Below are 16,885 nucleotides of genomic sequence, written 5' to 3' on the forward strand. Positions count from 1 at the left end.
CCGGGCAGTCCGGATGGTTGCTTATTGAATATCGAATCCGGTGATGTCCTGTAAATCCAATTCCAGTTCTTCAAAGGCAGTCGCTGCATCTATGGACCCTGTCAAGACGGAATGCACCGATCTGAAAAAAGCAGTTGAAACCGCATTGTAGTTGGGTGCTGTCGCCGTTGAAGGTCTTGCAACTGCATTGATGAACACATCATACAGACTGCCGAAGAAAGGACTGGCCTCCAGCACTTCTGCATCTTCATAGAGAGACATAATGGTTGGGTTCAATGAACCTTCCACTGCGCGCATTTTTTGTGCGTCATAACCAGCCATGAATAGTGCCACTTCGGCAGCTATTTCAGGATTGTTGCTGTAACGACTCACTGCCAATTGCCATCCACCAAGGGTGGCCGCACCTTCACCGCTTTTACCGGCAGGCAATGGTGATACATCAAAGAGACCTTTGATGGCACTGTCATCAGCATGCCCTAAACTGTAGGCATAAGGCCAGTTGCGCATGAAAGCTGCATTTCCGCCCTGCCATACGGCTCTGGAATCTTCTTCTCCCATGCCGGTAACACCACTGGGTGATATGGTACCCACCCACCCGGCAGCCTGGTCAATGATTTCAATGGCGTTGGCATTGTTGATGGTAATCATGCCCTCGGGTGAAATAATGGTACCGCCATCATTGGAAGCAATCCATTCCAGTGCATCGCAGGTAAGCCCCTCATAAGCATTTCCCTGCCATACGAAGCCCACAAAATCAGGATTGCCCTCAGCACGTTCGCCCTCTTGAATTACCGATGCCTGTTCCTCCAGTTCATCCCAGGTAGCTGGCGGCTCAAAGTTATATTTTTCCAGAAGATCGGTGCGGTAATACAGCAACCCAGCGTCTGTAAACCATGGAATTGCCACCAACCTGCCATCTACTGTATTGTTTTCCACAATTGCCGGGAAATGCTCGTCAACAACATCTGCTGCACCAAAATCATAGAGGTCAACAAAATGCTCTGCCAAATCCCCGGGCCAAATCACGTCGATCTGGTATACATCCACCTCAGCACTTTGTGCTTCAAAAAACTGCAGGTAGAGACCCAGGCGATCCTGAGCCAGGTCAGGTGTATCAAGGACATTCACCAAAACATTGGGATTTTGGTCCATATACATTTCAGCAGCCTTTTGCGTTAGCTCCAGTTCCTGTCCGACAGCGCCGGCGGCCACCGTAATCACTACCTGGTCACCAGATTCAGCCGGTTCAGCAGGCTCTGCGGGTTCTGCAGGCTCTGCAGGTTCAGCCGGTTCAGCAGGCTCTGCGGGGCTTCCGCAACCCGCTAACAAGCTACCCACCAATACCATTACCAACAACAATGTCCACCAGTGCTTTTTCTTGATTTTCATGAATGTTCCCCCTTCATCTTTGGTTGATCATCATGGAACCATTATTTTGATGCTTTTGATACTTTTGATGCTTATGGTATGGTAATAATTTTGGGCATCAACTCCCTTCCAGTAAATCACCTGCCGGGTTTGTTTGTTTTATCCTTTCACGGCTCCGGCAGTCAACCCTGCCACGATCCGTTTCTGGAATATCAACACCAACACAACAATGGGCACCGTCACCACCACAGCTGCTGCCATAATTTCACCAAAGGGTTCTTGTCGGGCGACAGCTCCCGTAAAGTAAGCAATGGCAACCGGTACTGTACGGGCACCTGGATTAATGGAGGTAAATGTCAGCGCAAAAAGATATTCATTCCATGCGGCAATAAAGGCCAGCAACCCCGTTGTCACCAATGCCGGAGCGGTCAGTGGCAGCATTATTTTGTAAAACGTTTGAAAAGGCGTTGCACCATCTACCTGTGCCGATTCAAGCAAGGCCAAGGGCAATCCTTTGAAGAAAGCCGTCAGCACCCACGTGGTAAAGGGCAGTGTGAATATCATGTATGACAGGATCATGCTGGTGATCGTTGGCAGTTTTAAGGTTGTGATCACTGCATATAACCCCGCAAGTACTGTTACCTGAGGAAACATGGTCATGGCTAAAATCATATACAGGGTTGGTTTTTTGCCGCGAAACCGGAGTTTTCCCAGGGCAAAGGCGGCGAATGAACCGGCTACCAATGCCAGTAAGGTAGTGCTGGTGGCTACAATGCTGCTGTTGATCAGCCCCCGAACAAACTGTTGATTTTCAAATATCACCCGATAATTTCTCAGTGTTGGCGCGAAATCACCGGTAGATGGATCCCGGGGAACAAGTGTGGCAGGTGCCATTTGCAGTTGTGCCTCCGATTTCAGAGAGGAATTGATGGCCCAGTAAAATGGAAACAGCAGATAGATAAATATAATCATCAGAATGAGATAAAACCCAGCTTTTAATAGAAGATGACTGAAATGTTTAGGCGGTTTCATCCATGTCCACCCCCAGCATTTTAATATAGGCAATGGCAAAACCAAAGATGATGATAAAAATGACCACACCAATGGCTGAGGCCAGCCCCATGTTTCGATTTCCTATTAGCTGAAAATAGTTGTATGTTGCCATGGAATACTGGCTTTGTCCCAACAATACCTGAAAAACGTCAAATACCCGTAATGCATCCAACGTTCTGAAAATTAGCGCCACTGCCATGGCAGGTTTCAGTAGCGGAAAGGTAATGCTGAAAAACTGTTTGACTGGCCCCGCACCATCGATGGCAGCGGCTTCGTATAGTTCATCCGGTATCGTTTGCAGTCCTGCCAGCAACAGCAAGGCCATGAAGGGGGTCGTTTTCCATACATCCACTGCAACCATGGCCCATAACTGAAGCTGACCACTGGCCAGAAAAGCCACTCTCCCGTCTGCCAATCCCAGGGTATAGAGCATGGTGTTGAAGAGTCCGGTTCGATTGGGAGCCAGCATCCATTCCCACATACGGGCAGAGACAACTGTGATCACCGCCCAGGGGATGAGCATCGCAGTTCGTGTCACGCCCTTTCCTTTGAAATTGCTATTCACCACCAAAGCAACTCCAAGCCCCAGCGCCAGTTCCAGAAATACGGAGGTAACAGTGAAAATTAAGGTGTTGGTGATGGCATCAATGAAATCAACATCAGTAGCTCCCAGCACATATCGATTTCCCATAAAAGAGAACTGTTTGTATTCCCGGTAGCGCACCGGTTCCCGTGGCAATACCGAAATGGGCCGTTCATAAACGGTTTTTCCTGTTTCCTCATCAATAACAGGTTGGTTGGTGTCTTCATCAATCACCGGCGGCAATTGACTTATCGTGACACTCAATAGTCGCTGATAATTGTCGAATCCTATGAATTCTGTTTCCTGTCCGCTGGCAAATTGACGATTGGTAAAGCTGGTATAAAACACCTGACCCAGCGGATAAACCGCAATCACCAGCAAAATGATCAGCGCCGGTAACAGTAACCGATAAGCAGTACGCTCTTCTCTTTTTGCCAACTCAGATCGGCCGCTTCGTTTATCGTTACTCATAATCCCCCCCCTTTCGCTACTCCTGTTCTAATTTAATTCCCGCAGCACGAGCACGTATAGATTCAAATTCATGCTTGTTCTGAGACTCGTGTTTCATAAAATAATCAGGCACATTGATTTGACGGGCTTTTTCTTGCGTATTTTTCTTCCATTGCTGTATTTCCTTAACGTAGGCATCAGCAGCTGCATTCCAGGTAAATGTGCTGCGAACTCTTTCCAATCCTTTTTGGTGGTAAGTATTCCACAAAACATGATCTTTCATTAACGAGAAAATACCTTCAGCGATGGCATCTGACTGCTGAGGATCCACCAGCAATCCAAAAGACTCATTTCCCTTCTTCAAGATATCCTGACCCCCACCGTTGGCTGTCACCACCACGGGCACACCACATGCCATGGCTTCGATAGTGGCCAAACCAAAAGGTTCATAGAGAGAGGTTAGCGCGAACACCCCGTGCCGCCTGGCTGTTTCCCGGTATGCAGCAGCCAGTTGCTGCTGTCCGGATAAGTTCACAAAACCAATCTTGCCAGCCAGCTGGTAGGTCTGTATTAAATTTAATATGGATGCCAGTTGCTGTTGTTCCTCGTTTTTGAGTCGATGCATATCCGCTTGAGGATCATCAATGCCCCGAACAGCCAGAATCAGATTGCAGCATTCCTGCAGGTGAGAATGTTCACCGTAAGCCTTCACTAATCCTGTCACGTTTTTTTTAGGGTCCAGTCGACTGGATGCGATGACCCATGGCAAATGCTGTCTTTCTTTTGCCACATCACGGCGAAGTACTTGCTGTATGATTTCTGTCACTGCTTGATCATGTGCCTGGGGTTTATCATTGAAAATATCCTGATTCACACCCGGAGGAACAACAACAAACGGCAGCTTTTTCTGCTGGCTAAACAAATCTCGATATAATGTGTGAAAATACTGTTGCTCTTTCTCTTGCTGCGTACTCACAAATCTGATCATGGCTTGGCTTATGGCAGTTCTTTCCGCTGCCAACCGGATGGTAAATTGATATTGTTGGTCAAGCGTCTCATAAGACACTCCGGTTCCCATCAGCTTTTCCAGTTTTTGTGCTCCAAGGGAGTGGGCTGTAAACGTATACGGAACACCTGTAAGTTGTTGGAAAATGGCTCCTGAAATGCCCCCGTCGCCATAATGGGTGGTAACTGCATCTGGCAAGTAACCCGCCTGATGATACCATTGACGAATACCTTCCACAAACTCATGGAGAAAAGGCCACAATTGTTCCTTTGGCAAAAATGCTTTTCCGCCAAAACTGATGCGCACGATGCGCACATTGGTTCCTGCGTAAACTTCTTCAGGCTGTTGAAATTCCGGCCAGTCTTCATCTTCTATCCTTCGGGTGAAAATAATGGTTTCATGACCCAGTCGATCAAAGGCGAAAGCGAGTTCTTTCACATATACCAATTGACCACCAAAGTCTGGGTGCTGTGTCCAATAGCTGTCGTGTTGATCAAAGTTTCCCTGTGGGTTGAAACAAGCGATGTGCATGGAGGTTCTCCTTTCCAGTATCTGTTGCCCATTTTTCAAGACTTTCTGGATCTGGCATCTGGCAAATTGCCCCAATGGAACCCAGTTTCCAGGCAGCGCAATAGCTGCCCTGGTATAATGCATCTTTTACCGTTAATCCGCGGAGGAGCCCAGACATAAACCCCGACCAGAATGCATCTCCTGCCCCGGTGGTATCCACCACTTCCCTGGCATAAGCAGGTAGTTGCAACACCTCATCACTATTAAAGGCTGCTAAACCACGAGCTCCCAAGGTCATGATGACGAATAGATCTGGGTGTTGACGCAAACGTCTTTTTACATCTTGCCAACTGCCCGTTCCCCATAAATACTCAGCATCACTTTCCGAAGGCTTGATGACATCCACCAGAGGTAGAATCTGTCGATTGATAAACTCTACGCCATCGTGTCCAGGTTCCCAGAGCACCGGTCGATAGTTGGGATCAAAAGTGATGAGCTTGTGTTGTGATTTAGCCCGTTTGATTAACGTCATTGTTGTTTCGCGTATTTCTTGATGAGAAAGAGCCCAGGCAGTGAAATGAAAAATGCGGCACTGGTCTACCATTAACTCATGCTTTGGCTTTAATATCACATCAAGATCTGCGCGGCGCATTGGCATAAACGCAGGATTCTCTCGACTTTTAGTGACAAATACCATTGAAGTGGGCCAGGAACTCACATGAACACCCTGAAGTGCCACTCGTTGTTCTTGTAAAAACCCGGTTAAATACCTGCCAAAATCATCGTCACCAACACTGGCAATTAATGCGGCAGCATGGCTCATTCCGGCAAGATTTACTGCCAGGTTTCCAGGTGAACCCCCAAAAGATTTCTGAAAATGGACTGCTTCTTTCAGAGAAGCAACATAATCGGTGGAAATCATATCAATGAGCAGTTCCCCCATTGCCACCACGTCATATTCAGTTTTTTGCAGTTGAAGGGTATCATCAAAACGCATCTTCATTCTCCTGACACTTTGGAAGTAAGCGTACTCTCACGGCAAATCAGCTGGTAAGGAAGAATCAGATTGCGATTTTTCACTTTTTCGCCGTTGATTTCCCGAATCAGTATTTTAGTGGCTGTTCGCCCCATTTCAGTAATGGGTTGTCGAACCGTTGTAATGGACGGATGATAGTAAGAAGCCATGGGAATATCGTCAAACCCTGCCACTTCCACCTGATGAGGCACTTGAATACCTTCATCCTGAAGTGCTTTGATGGCACCAATGGCCATTAGATCACTGGTTGCAAAAATGGCTGTCACAGCGGGTTCTTCTCTTAAAAAGCGACGGACGGTTCTGTAGGTGTTTTCAATTTTAAAGTTCGAGCGCATTACCAGGCTTGCATTCAGTTCTATTCCGTAAGCTTGCATGGCATCCCGGTATCCGTGAAAGCGCTCATAACCAGAAGTCTTATCTGTTAAAGGTGCTCGAATAATCGCAACCCGACGATGCCCTCGTTTCAGGAAAAAAGTGGTTATATCATGGGCCGCCTGATAGTTATCAATGTCGATACTTGACACATTCAAGTCTTCACATTTTCTGTTTATAAACGTCACCGGCAATTGACTGGACCGAAAAAATTCCCGATGTTCATGGGTGACTTTTGCAGTCATGAAGATAATTCCATCCACATATTTTTCGCGAAGCATTTTTAAGTAACTCATCTCTTTTTCAAAATTATGAAAGGTGTTACAAAGAACCATATTATAATTTTTGTCTCTCACAACTTCTTCAATCCCCTTAACCAGTTCTGCAAAAAAGGGATTGGTAATGTCAGGAATCACGACGCCCACCAAGCCGGTTTTCTGATGGGCCAAGCCTCTCGCAACAGGGTTGGGAATAAATCCCAGTTCTTCGATAACCTGCATCACCCGATCGTACTTCTCCTGCTTCACTGGTTTAGAGTCATTCATTACCCTTGAAACAGTTGCTTTCGAAACGCCTGCACGCCTGGCTACTTCATCAATGGTTATTTTCATTGGCTCCATTCCCTTTGTCGTTATTTGGGAAAGCGGTTTCCTGCTTTTATTATAGGAAACCGCTTTCCTGTTGTCAATGCCTTATGCTTAAATAAACAAAATAGTAAGATAGTTTCTTCTTGTTTCAAATCAGTGCATTTAAGGTATATAATGATGGAAGCATCTGACGCTTGACACCATTTACCAAAAAGGAGTGTTCGTATAATGAATCACCAAATTGACTGCCAATGGATGGAGAATATGGCCTTTGATGTCACTATTGACGGACATCATATGACTATTGATGCGAACCCTGAACTGGGTGGCGAAAACCGGGGCCCCCGGCCAAAACCTTTGCTTTTAGCAAGTCTTGCAGGCTGCACAGGCATTGATGTGGTTTCCATTTTGAATAAAATGCGTGTCCCGCTGGAAGGCTTTCGTATCACTGTTTCGGGTTCTCAGACAGAAGAACACCCCAAGATTTATGACAAAATTAAAGTGGTTTATTATTTTAAGGGCAATAATCTTCCCATGGACAAGTTGGAAAAAGCTGTTCACCTTTCTGAAGAGAAATACTGTGGTGTCAGTGCCATGCTGAAAAAGGCCGGCCTTATCGAGTATGAAATCATCATTGAATGATGCGCACCACCATTTCCAAACAACGATAAAGGAGGATTTTCATGCACAAAAAACTCTTTATTCCCGGCCCGGTGGACGTACTTCCGGAAGTACTGGAAAGAATGGCCACCCCCATGATCGGTCATCGTTCAAAAGAAGCCAGTGCATTGCAACGCAGTATTTCCGAAAAAATGATGAAGCTGATGTACACCCAAAATCAGATTATGCTCTCCACCACCAGTGGTACCGGTTTAATGGAAGGCGCAATACGTTCCTGCACCCGTAAGCGGGCGGCAGTTTTTTCTGTTGGCGCTTTTGGAAAACGTTGGTATGAACTGGCTACCGGGAACCAAGTGCCCGCTGATTTATTTGAGTCAGAACCAGGACATCCGACAACACCTGAAAGGGTGGATGCAGCCCTTGCAACAGGAAAGTATGACTTGGTGACGATTACCCATAATGAAACATCTACAGGCCTCATGAATGCTGCTGTTGATCTGGCAGAGGTGATTCGCCGTTACCCTGAAGTGGTTTTCGCCATGGACACCGTCAGTTCACTGGGAGGCACCAAGATTGAAGTGGATGCCCTGGGTGTCGATATTTGTATCACCTCCACTCAAAAGGCACTGGGCCTTCCTCCAGGACTGGCCATCTGTTCTTTCTCAGAGAAAGCTGTGGCAGCTGCCCGCCAGGTGGAGCATCGCGGCTATTATCTTGATCTCCTCTCTCTATATGATTATATTCAAAAGAAAGATCATCAATATCCATCAACGCCTTCTCTCTCCCACATGTATGCTCTTGATTATCAGCTTGACCGCATTTTTGAAGAGGGGCCAGAAAACCGCTTTTCCAGACATAAAGAAATGGCAGATCTTGTCCAGACGTGGGCAGAAGAAAACTTCGCGCTCTTCCCCCAAAAGCCATTTGCTTCCCACACGTTAACAACCATTCGCAACACCCGCGAAATTAATATTGGAGATCTGAACAAGCGACTGGGGGAAAAGGGCTATGCCATTTCCAACGGTTATGGCAATTTGAAAGAAAAAACCTTCCGCATTGCCCATATGGCTGATCGTACAGTTGATGAAGTGAAGGAACTGCTGCAAGTCATTGAAAGCATATTACCTTAGAACTGCTTTTGAAAACAAAGTAACTTCCAGTTGTTCAGATTTTATAGGTGTTTCAAACAGCTATCGTCACATCCCTATCAAACTAATCAGGAGGCGATTTGATGAATAACATGAAAGACACCAAGATACTGGCTTCTGACGGCATCGTCAAGAGCGCACTGGAAAAGGTGCGTGCCATGGGTTGCGCAGTGGAAGAAGCTTCCTATAATCAGGAAGAACTGCCTGAGAAGCTGCGGGAATACAATGGACTCATTATTAGATCGGCCACCAAAATCACCCGTCAATTACTGGAGAAAATGGGTTCTGGCGGAAAATTGCGGCTGATCGTACGAGCCGGTGTCGGTTTAGACAACATTGATCTGGAAGCTGCCAAAGAAATGGGCATCACAGTCAAAAATACACCTTATTCCAGTATTGAATCAGTGGCAGAGCTAACACTGGCTCATATGCTCAGCCTTTCTCGCCATCTTCAGAAATCGAATGTGACCATGCGGCGGGGGGAGTGGCACAAAAAGACATACAAAGGAGTTGAACTTTCTGGCAGCACTTTGGGAATTATCGGGTTCGGACGCATTGGCCGTGATCTTGCTCAGAAAGCACATGCGCTGGGTATGAAGGTGCAATACAACGATGTGATGGGCGAGGCAAAAGATTTATCTCATTTCACTTTTGTTGATTTGGATACGCTCCTGTCCACTTCTGACTTCATTACCCTTCACGTACCCAAAATTCCTGGTGAACCTCCAGTTCTTGGCAAGCCGGCTTTTGATAAGATCAAGCGTGGGGCATATGTCATTAACTGCGCAAGGGGCGGTCTGATTGATGAAAATGCTTTGCTGGAGGCTCTAAACAATGGAGCGATTTCAGGTGCCGGTCTTGATGTTTTTGAAAAGGAACCCCCTATAAATGAAGCACTGTTAACCCATGAAAACGTCTCTCTTTCTCCTCATATTGGAGCTTCTACCATAGAAGCCCAGGAGCGAATTGGTGACGAGTTGGTATCCATTTTTACCGAATTTTGCGAGGGGAGATAGATCTATGCTTATTCAGCCATTTCCTGCAATTCGCCCGGCAGCTGCCATTGCCCGGGAAGTATCCTGTTTGCCATATGATGTCATGAACAGAGCCGAAGCTCTCAAAATGGCCGATGGAAACCCCAACTCTTTTCTTCATGTTATTCGTTCAGAAATAGATCTTGACCCCATGGTCGATGCTTATGACAGGGCAGTTTACCAGAAAGCCTCTGAGAATTTACAATACTTGATCAAAAAAGGCACATTAATTCAAGATGATCAGCCGGCCTTTTACCTCTATCGACAAACCATGGCCGGCCGCAGTCAATTGGGAATTGTGGCCTGCTTCTCCATTGATGACTATGTCAATGACCGTATTAAGAAACATGAACTCACCCGGCCCGAAAAAGAAAATGACCGCATCCATCATTTTGATGCTTGTGATGCTCATACAGAACCAGTATTTCTAACACATCGCAGTAATGCTTCTCTAACCGGCTTTTTACAGGAACTCACTGTGAAACAGGCGCCAGCGTACGATTTTATAACCGAGGACGGCATCGGCCATGCTTTGTGGGTTGTTAGCGGTTCTTCAGATGTTGAACGAATTCAGACAATCTTTAACGAGGAAGTTCCGTCTCTCTACATCGCCGACGGCCACCATCGCAGTGCTTCTTCTGCCAAAATAGGTTTGCAGCGCAGAGCACAGCAAAAAGACCTGGATGCCAATGATCCAAGTCAGTTTTTCATGGCTGTCAGTTTTCCGCAGGAAGATCTTCTGATTATGGAATATAATCGGGTAGTTAAGGATCTTAATGACTTATCGCCGGAAGAACTGATCATCCGACTTGAAGCTCATTTTGAATGTCAGCCGGTGAATGAGGCTTATCAGCCTCAGGAAAAACATTCTTTTGGCATGCTCATTGATGAACAGTGGTATGCATTGAAGGCCAAACCCCATACGTATGATTCTGAAGACGTCATTTCGCAGCTGGATGTCAGTATACTTCAAAACTGGCTTTTGCAACCTATTTTGGGCATCTCAGACCCTCGTACCGACCAACGCATTGACTTTGTCGGCGGCATTCGCGGAATCGGAGAGCTTGAAAAGCGGGTTCAGACAGATATGGCATTGGCATTCTCCCTTTTTCCCACCACGATTGAGGATTTGCTTCAGGTGGCTGATGAGCAGAAAATTATGCCCCCCAAATCCACTTGGTTTGAACCCAAATTACGTAGTGGCCTGTTTGTTCACTCCCTGAAATAACCTGCCAAATTTCTTCGAATATCACTTTCAAAAGACGGTATCTTCTCCCTGTCACCAGCCAGCCCACTGCACAACCCAAAAACGTGCAATGGTTGGCTGGTGATATTTTCTTAATGAAGTATAATGATACAGCTTTATCTGAATTTCATAGACCACATAGCCCTCTGTTTCCAGCCTTTGTTGCTCTTCAGGCAGCTGTCCAAGATTTAGCATTGCAACTCCGTTATCTGAGAAGGGTTGACGTGGAAGATTTCCTGTCACATTGTTGCGCACGTGAACAAACAAATCGTATGGTCCTTTTTGAAATCCGTCGATGACAAGCTGTATTTCGGGATCAACAATAACCTGCACATGATCCTCATGGAAACCACTAAAAAGCGTCAATATGTGATTATCTGCATATACGTGTACATTATCACGAATCAGCACAGCATCACTTAAATCCGTCCGACTCAGCTCCGTTTCGATGAAGTTCTGTATCAGAGATTTTTCAGCACCCTCCCACCAGCTCCATTTGGGAAAATCACCATATACCCATGCAAAGTCCTCTGCAAAGTTCTCGCTCAGCCGCGCTCCCCAAGGAACACGTTCATCCACCGGAACCGGGTACCCATAAAGATTGGCATACGCCTCTTTGATACTGTTCTTCTGATTCTCATAACCATCTCTTCCAAAAATAAGATACCCAACTTCATGGCCTACTTCGTGGGCCAGTAACTTGAGAACATCTGATACATCTTCAAAAAGATTAAATACCAAAATCTGTCCGTTGGCATGCACTGCTCCGTATTCATCATTGGCACCATTAATGAAGAAAACTTCTTTTCCATCATAAACCATCTCAGGTGCAGGAAGTGCATCAAGAAAATCATGGATCACAGCTTCATCATATGCTGTAAAATGATCCATTACTTCCACGGCTGCTTTTTCAATTCCACCCTGAAGGTTTAAGTGCTCCAACTGAAAAAATGCATATGTGTACTCGATTGGATAGTAACTTTCCCAAGCCGACTCTAAGTCACCTGACAAGCTGTCTTTTAACAAACGTCGCCGGGCATTGGTTGCAATGAACAAACTGTTTATTGCATCAGTCTCTGCCGGAGAATAAAGGCGATAATGTGGATGTCTTTTTTTTACCGCACTGATGACATTCTGTTGATACCGTTGCAACTGGAGGGTTTCGAGATACAACTTCACTCTTCTCCCATGAGTATCTGGCAAACTGTGCAACTGTTGAAAGTAAGTCTGATCCGACTGAAACCAGGCACGATCAAATGCTTCCGGTTCCCTCATGTTCAAGCAAACAAACCCCATCTCAAAAAGGTTTGTTTGTTGATGGCGCTGTTTCTCAAGTTTTCTTACCAGTAAATCCTCTGTCTGTAAACCAAATGACGACATCCATCGCGCCTGTACTGGTGATGTTTGCTGCGTCCACCAGTCCCAAACCGCAGGAATACCGGCCAGCGTCTGATCATCAACCATCTCTGTTTTTCCTGAGGGAGAAACGCAGCCAGCGACAATGAGTAAAATCAACAATAGTCCGATTCCAAATTGAAACTGTTTCGTGATTATCGGTTGCCTATGCCGGGTTAAGGCCCTGCATAATTGCTGCTGGTGATGGAGCGGTTTTTTTTTCACGCCTATGACCCCTTTATACATTTTGACTATACCATTGTATTGTCTGCACCTTTTCGGATACTTTTCTATCCTATAGCATAGCACAGGAATCACAGGAATCACAGGAAACAAAAAATCTTGTGTGATGATGCGCAATAACAGATCATCGCATCTGATGACAATATAAAAACAGTGATGCTTTTATCCGATCTGATTTAAATCAAATGGCGTTTCTTGATACACATAATAGTTCAGCCAGTTGGCAAAGAGTAGATTGGCATGTCCACGCCAGGTGACAAGCGGTGTTTTTGAAGGATCATCTTCCGGAAAATAATTCACCGGAACGTCAATGGAAAAGCCCGCTTTCACATCACGATCATATTCCGCCTTCAAGGTTAATGGATCATATTCTGAATGGCCTGTGACAAAAATGTTTTTCCCATCCCGCGTTGCCGCCATATATACGCCTGCTTCCGGTGAAGTGGCCAGAATATCAAGCCCTGGCACTGCTTCCAGATCTTCTGCCCGCACTTCTGTGTGACGGGAATGCGGGGCCTGAAACAAGTCGTCAAATCCTCTCAGCAGTTTCACGTGGGGTTGATGTACCTGATGACTGAAGACCCCGAACAGTTTTGCTGAAAGTGGATATTTGGGCACTCCGTAATAGTGATACAATGCTGCCTGTGCAGCCCAGCAGATAAACAGGGTGGAGAAGACATGCGTCTTCTTCCACTCCATAATCTGCTGAAGTTCTTCCCAATAGTTCACTTCTTCAAAGGGCATCTGTTCCACGGGAGCTCCGGTAATAATTAATCCGTCAAATTTCTCGTGACGCACTTCCTCAAATGTTTTATAGAAGGTGGTTAAATGATGTTGCGGTGTATTTTTTGAATCATGGGTTGCCGGGTGAAGCAGAACCACATCCACTTGAAGCGCTGTGTTTCCCAATAATCGAAGCAGCTGGGTTTCAGTGGCCGTTTTTGTGGGCATCAGGTTAAGAATGGCTATTTTAAGCGGGCGAATATCCTGATGATATGCCCTGCTCTCCTTCATGACGAAGATGTTTTCACCAGCCAAGATTTCTGCGGCAGGCAATGTATCTGGAATTTTAACCGGCATCACTCACTACCTCCCCGCCTGTTGTAACGCCTGTTCCAAGTCGGCAATCAGGTCGTCCGCGTCTTCCAATCCCACTGATACCCTCACCATGTCAGGGCGAATCCCCGCTTCAAGTTGCTGCTGCTCAGATAATTGTGCATGGGTGGTACTGGCTGGATGAATTACCAGCGATTTGGCATCGGCCACATTTGCCAGCAATGAGAAAATGTTCAAAGAGTCGATGAATGTTTTGCCCGCCTGTAAACCACCTTTGATTCCAAAAGTAAAGATAGAGCCTACACCTTTGGTAAAATCTCTTTTTGCAAGCGCTTGATAAGGGCTGTCTGCCAGTTCAGGATAGTTTACCCAGCTCACCTGAGGATGATGATTAAGAAACTCAATCACTTTTCGTGTATTGCTCACATGTCGTTCTACTCGAAGCGAAAGGGTTTCAATTCCCTGGAGAAAAAGAAACGCATTAAAAGGACTGAGGGCTGCGCCAGTGTCTCTGAGTAACTGCACCCGCACTTTCACGATGAAGGCCGCCGGGCCAAATGTTTCAGTATATCGAATGCCGTGATAGGTGGGGTCTGGTTGGGTCAGCCCCGGGAATTTGCCGCTGGCTTCCCAGTCAAAAGTACCTCCGTCAACAATGAGCCCGCCTATGCTGGTACCGTGGCCACCAATGAACTTGGTGGCAGAATGCACCACAATATCAGCCCCATGCTTGAAAGGCTGGTAGAGATAGGGGGTGGCAAAGGTGTTGTCAACGATCACAGGAATGCCATTTTCATGGGCAATGGCAGACACAGCTTTCACATCAATCAGGTTAATATTGGGGTTGCCGATGGTCTCAATTAAAACAGCTTTTGTTTTATCATTGATGGCCTTTCTGAAATTTTCCGGATCATCAGGATTGACAAACCGGGTGGTTATGCCATATTTGGGGAGCTGGGCATCCAGTAGTGTATAGGTGCCGCCATACAGGGTATTGGATGCAACAATTTCGTCGCCCGTACCGGCAATATTCAAAATAGCGTAAGTCACAGCTGCAGACCCGGATGCAACGGCCAATGCCGCCACACCACCCTCAAGTGCAGCAATGCGCTTTTCCAGCACGTCACAGGTGGGATTCATGATGCGGGTGTAAATGTTGCCGGCTTCTTCAAGGGAAAACAGGCGGGCAGCATGGTCAGTATCCTGAAAAACATAGGAAGTGGTTTGGTAAATGGGTACGGCCCTGCTTCCTGTGGCTGGGTCAGGCTCCTGCCCAGCGTGAATTTGCAACGTGTCAAACTTCAGGTTGGTTGTCGTCATGTTCATCTCTCCTTTGTGTTGTTGAGATGGCAATAGAAAAACCTCTTGACTGGTGCATCAAGAGGTTCGATGGTTGCTCATCTCTCATCTCTTAGGTTTACACCTACAGGAATTAGCACCGTACAGCTCTGCTGCCGGTTGCCGGGCTTCATCGGGCCAGTCCCTCCGCCTGCTCTTTATAAGAGTTAACTTATTAAATTGGATCAATACTAACATAGAATTTTTTCAATGTCAAGAACAATATCGCATTTTTTTGACATTTTTGAGTGGCCCGGCCACTGACTTTATAAAAAAAGTGAATCCCATTTCCCCTGACGCTTGATTGCCATTAAATCATCGCATCCTCCAATAAACTGATCTTCAACAAATATTTGTGGCACTGTACCACTACCCGTTCTAGCTTTCAGCTTGTTCATCGATTCATTGTCTCCATCAATAACAATTTTTTCATATGCAACTCCCTCTTGATCCAGCAGCTGCATGGCACGAATGCAATATGGACAATAGGTCCAACAATAGACTTCGACTTTTTTCATAATTTTGTCCTCCATTAGTTAATTTTTCATACCGGCAGTTGAACATCTGTCAATCCATCCTGTTTCAGATCCATATTGGATGACAGGCTCTTCCCACATTCGATTTTTGTTTAGAATTTTGATCCTGCGGGAGTTAATCCAATTTACCACTAATTCTATAAGAAATGTGGAAATCAAGTCGATTTTTCAAAGTTCTTCCATTTTTGTTCTATTACCCAAATAATACCAAAAAGCACAAACTGCCTTCTCTTTTTACCGAAGGCAGTTGAAAAATTTACCGCTTTAGTTATGGACAATCCACTCAGACAGCCTCTTTATCGGCCGATCGAACACTTTCTTAATCGTGTTTTTCCTGCTACTTCGAAGACTATGAATGATCTATTGGCCCAGTTTTTCCCGTAAGAAGCGGCGGGCCATCATCGCATATTCCAGGGGATCCGCTTTCGCTGGGTCCTGTTCCGCCTCCACCACTATCCAACCTTCATAGCTGCTGTTTTTAATCAGATCGAAAATACCATCCCAGTTCACCATATCGCCATCTCCAGGGACGGTGAACATGCCATTTTTAACCCCCTGAAGAAAGCTCATGTCCTGTTCCTTAACCGTCTCATATACATGTCGCCGAACATCTTTAACATGAATGTGAGCCACTCGGTCCAGATGCTTTTCCAGCACTGCCAACGGGTCTTCACCTGCCAAGGTCAGGTGTCCGGTATCAAAGAGAAGAAACACCGTCTCTGGGTTGGTCATCGCCATCAATCTGTCAATTTCTTCCTTTGTTTCGATCCCCGTTCCCGCATGGGGGTGAAAACACAGCTTCATGCCCTTTGCCTGGGCCATTCTGCCCAGTTCATTCAAACCTTCAGCCAGATTGTTAAACTGGCGTTCGTCAAGAATGACCCGATTCTTGAACAGGGGAATGGACTCATCACCGTGAATGGTCACACCACATTCGCCTGCACCCACCACCCGGGCTCCCAGCCCATAAGTGTAGTCCAAGTGTTTTTGAAAGCGCCTAAAAGTGTCTTCATTGTTGAAAACGGTAAACTCTGTACTGAACCACATGTTGCAAATGGTAATGCCTCGCAGGTCAATGGCTTTCTTAATGACATCAAAATCTTTGGGGTATTTGATGCCGCCTTCGCTGCCGGTGTAGCCGGCCAGTGCCATTTCGCTGAGGCACTGCTGGTAGGTCAGTTCTCCCCCCAAACTGGGCAAATCATCATTTGACCAGTTAATCGGTGCGCAGCCATATTGAATTTTCATGAGATACCTTTCCACCTCCATCTATTGAAAAAGCTGATTCATTATTAATGGCTTC

The 16,885-nt window shown here is 46.1% G+C and carries 15 protein-coding genes and 1 riboswitch; of the genes, 4 read left to right on the forward strand and 11 right to left on the reverse strand.

Features of this window, described 5'->3' with window-relative positions; genetic code table 11:
- Window positions 1-21: 21 nt before the first annotated feature.
- The 6 genes from QOL74_RS00470 to QOL74_RS00495 form a co-directional block, all read right to left on the reverse strand.
- Window positions 22-1,389, reverse strand: coding sequence for an ABC transporter substrate-binding protein (locus QOL74_RS00470; protein ID WP_283407459.1), 1,368 nt, complete (start codon window positions 1,387-1,389; stop codon window positions 22-24).
- Between the two features lie 138 nt (window positions 1,390-1,527).
- Entirely contained in the window at window positions 1,528-2,400 is an 873-nt protein-coding gene (locus QOL74_RS00475) for a carbohydrate ABC transporter permease (protein WP_283407460.1), read from the reverse strand.
- Window positions 2,387-3,475 (reverse strand): carbohydrate ABC transporter permease, encoded by a 1,089-nt coding sequence (locus tag QOL74_RS00480; protein ID WP_283407461.1) that lies wholly within the window; start codon window positions 3,473-3,475, stop codon window positions 2,387-2,389. Before QOL74_RS00480 ends, QOL74_RS00475 begins: the two co-directional genes overlap by 14 nt.
- A 16-nt stretch (window positions 3,476-3,491) precedes the next feature.
- Complete coding sequence (locus tag QOL74_RS00485) at window positions 3,492-4,991, reverse strand: glycosyltransferase (protein ID WP_283407462.1); 1,500 nt, start codon at window positions 4,989-4,991, stop codon at window positions 3,492-3,494.
- Window positions 4,954-5,967: a carbohydrate kinase family protein gene (locus tag QOL74_RS00490; RefSeq protein ID WP_283407463.1), complete on the reverse strand. Its 1,014-nt coding sequence runs from the start codon at window positions 5,965-5,967 to the stop codon at window positions 4,954-4,956. The genes QOL74_RS00485 and QOL74_RS00490 overlap by 38 nt, the downstream gene beginning before the upstream one ends.
- A 2-nt stretch (window positions 5,968-5,969) precedes the next feature.
- On the reverse strand, window positions 5,970-6,989 hold the full coding sequence (locus tag QOL74_RS00495; RefSeq protein WP_283407464.1) for a LacI family DNA-binding transcriptional regulator: 1,020 nt from the start codon (window positions 6,987-6,989) through the stop codon (window positions 5,970-5,972).
- A gap of 204 nt (window positions 6,990-7,193) precedes the next feature.
- On the opposite strand from QOL74_RS00495, the gene QOL74_RS00500 reads away from it, so the two are divergent.
- The 4 genes from QOL74_RS00500 (at window position 7,194) to QOL74_RS00515 (ending at window position 10,996) form a co-directional block, all read left to right on the forward strand.
- Window positions 7,194-7,607 (forward strand): OsmC family protein, encoded by a 414-nt coding sequence (locus tag QOL74_RS00500; protein WP_283407465.1) that lies wholly within the window; start codon window positions 7,194-7,196, stop codon window positions 7,605-7,607.
- A gap of 41 nt (window positions 7,608-7,648) precedes the next feature.
- The gene (locus QOL74_RS00505) at window positions 7,649-8,716 is read left to right on the forward strand and encodes a pyridoxal-phosphate-dependent aminotransferase family protein (protein ID WP_283407466.1); all 1,068 of its coding nucleotides are present in this window, start codon (window positions 7,649-7,651) and stop codon (window positions 8,714-8,716) included.
- A gap of 101 nt (window positions 8,717-8,817) precedes the next feature.
- The gene (locus QOL74_RS00510; protein WP_283407467.1) at window positions 8,818-9,750 is read left to right on the forward strand and encodes a D-2-hydroxyacid dehydrogenase; all 933 of its coding nucleotides are present in this window, start codon (window positions 8,818-8,820) and stop codon (window positions 9,748-9,750) included.
- 4 nt (window positions 9,751-9,754) lie between these two features.
- Window positions 9,755-10,996: a DUF1015 domain-containing protein gene (locus tag QOL74_RS00515; RefSeq protein WP_283407468.1), complete on the forward strand. Its 1,242-nt coding sequence runs from the start codon at window positions 9,755-9,757 to the stop codon at window positions 10,994-10,996.
- Between the two features lie 51 nt (window positions 10,997-11,047).
- On the opposite strand, the gene QOL74_RS00520 is transcribed toward QOL74_RS00515, so the two are convergent.
- The 5 genes from QOL74_RS00520 to iolE form a co-directional block, all read right to left on the reverse strand.
- A complete protein-coding gene (locus tag QOL74_RS00520) occupies window positions 11,048-12,634 on the reverse strand; it encodes a hypothetical protein (RefSeq protein ID WP_283407469.1) in 1,587 nt (528 codons plus the stop codon).
- 180 nt (window positions 12,635-12,814) lie between these two features.
- Window positions 12,815-13,732 (reverse strand): homoserine O-acetyltransferase MetA, encoded by a 918-nt coding sequence (gene metA, locus QOL74_RS00525; protein ID WP_283407470.1) that lies wholly within the window; start codon window positions 13,730-13,732, stop codon window positions 12,815-12,817.
- A 6-nt stretch (window positions 13,733-13,738) separates the two neighbouring features.
- Window positions 13,739-15,028, reverse strand: a complete 1,290-nt coding sequence (locus tag QOL74_RS00530; RefSeq protein ID WP_283407471.1) for an O-acetylhomoserine aminocarboxypropyltransferase/cysteine synthase family protein — start codon at window positions 15,026-15,028, stop codon at window positions 13,739-13,741.
- A gap of 81 nt (window positions 15,029-15,109) precedes the next feature.
- A riboswitch (SAM riboswitch) is annotated at window positions 15,110-15,213 on the reverse strand.
- A 99-nt stretch (window positions 15,214-15,312) separates the two neighbouring features.
- On the reverse strand, window positions 15,313-15,564 hold the full coding sequence (gene grxC, locus QOL74_RS00535) for a glutaredoxin 3 (RefSeq protein WP_283407472.1): 252 nt from the start codon (window positions 15,562-15,564) through the stop codon (window positions 15,313-15,315).
- A gap of 378 nt (window positions 15,565-15,942) precedes the next feature.
- On the reverse strand, window positions 15,943-16,830 hold the full coding sequence (gene iolE / locus QOL74_RS00540; protein WP_283407473.1) for a myo-inosose-2 dehydratase: 888 nt from the start codon (window positions 16,828-16,830) through the stop codon (window positions 15,943-15,945).
- Window positions 16,831-16,885 lie beyond the last annotated feature (55 nt).

This window comes from Anoxynatronum buryatiense (assembly GCF_900182905.1).
Lineage (GTDB): Bacteria > Bacillota > Clostridia > Peptostreptococcales > Tindalliaceae > Anoxynatronum > Anoxynatronum buryatiense.

What these genes read in the sequence shown, in the direction of transcription:
- QOL74_RS00470 (WP_283407459.1), bottom strand. Translation starts at nt 1,389, where the DNA reads ATGAAAATCAAGAAAAAGCACTGGTGGACATTGTTGTTGGTAATGGTA.
- QOL74_RS00475 (WP_283407460.1), bottom strand. Translation starts at nt 2,400, where the DNA reads ATGAAACCGCCTAAACATTTCAGTCATCTTCTATTAAAAGCTGGGTTT.
- QOL74_RS00480 (WP_283407461.1), bottom strand. Translation starts at nt 3,475, where the DNA reads ATGAGTAACGATAAACGAAGCGGCCGATCTGAGTTGGCAAAAAGAGAA.
- QOL74_RS00485 (WP_283407462.1), bottom strand. Translation starts at nt 4,991, where the DNA reads ATGCACATCGCTTGTTTCAACCCACAGGGAAACTTTGATCAACACGAC.
- QOL74_RS00490 (WP_283407463.1), bottom strand. Translation starts at nt 5,967, where the DNA reads ATGCGTTTTGATGATACCCTTCAACTGCAAAAAACTGAATATGACGTG.
- QOL74_RS00495 (WP_283407464.1), bottom strand. Translation starts at nt 6,989, where the DNA reads ATGAAAATAACCATTGATGAAGTAGCCAGGCGTGCAGGCGTTTCGAAA.
- QOL74_RS00500 (WP_283407465.1), top strand. Translation starts at nt 7,194, where the DNA reads ATGAATCACCAAATTGACTGCCAATGGATGGAGAATATGGCCTTTGAT.
- QOL74_RS00505 (WP_283407466.1), top strand. Translation starts at nt 7,649, where the DNA reads ATGCACAAAAAACTCTTTATTCCCGGCCCGGTGGACGTACTTCCGGAA.
- QOL74_RS00510 (WP_283407467.1), top strand. Translation starts at nt 8,818, where the DNA reads ATGAATAACATGAAAGACACCAAGATACTGGCTTCTGACGGCATCGTC.
- QOL74_RS00515 (WP_283407468.1), top strand. Translation starts at nt 9,755, where the DNA reads ATGCTTATTCAGCCATTTCCTGCAATTCGCCCGGCAGCTGCCATTGCC.
- metA (WP_283407470.1), bottom strand. Translation starts at nt 13,732, where the DNA reads ATGCCGGTTAAAATTCCAGATACATTGCCTGCCGCAGAAATCTTGGCT.
- QOL74_RS00530 (WP_283407471.1), bottom strand. Translation starts at nt 15,028, where the DNA reads ATGACGACAACCAACCTGAAGTTTGACACGTTGCAAATTCACGCTGGG.
- grxC (WP_283407472.1), bottom strand. Translation starts at nt 15,564, where the DNA reads ATGAAAAAAGTCGAAGTCTATTGTTGGACCTATTGTCCATATTGCATT.
- iolE (WP_283407473.1), bottom strand. Translation starts at nt 16,830, where the DNA reads ATGAAAATTCAATATGGCTGCGCACCGATTAACTGGTCAAATGATGAT.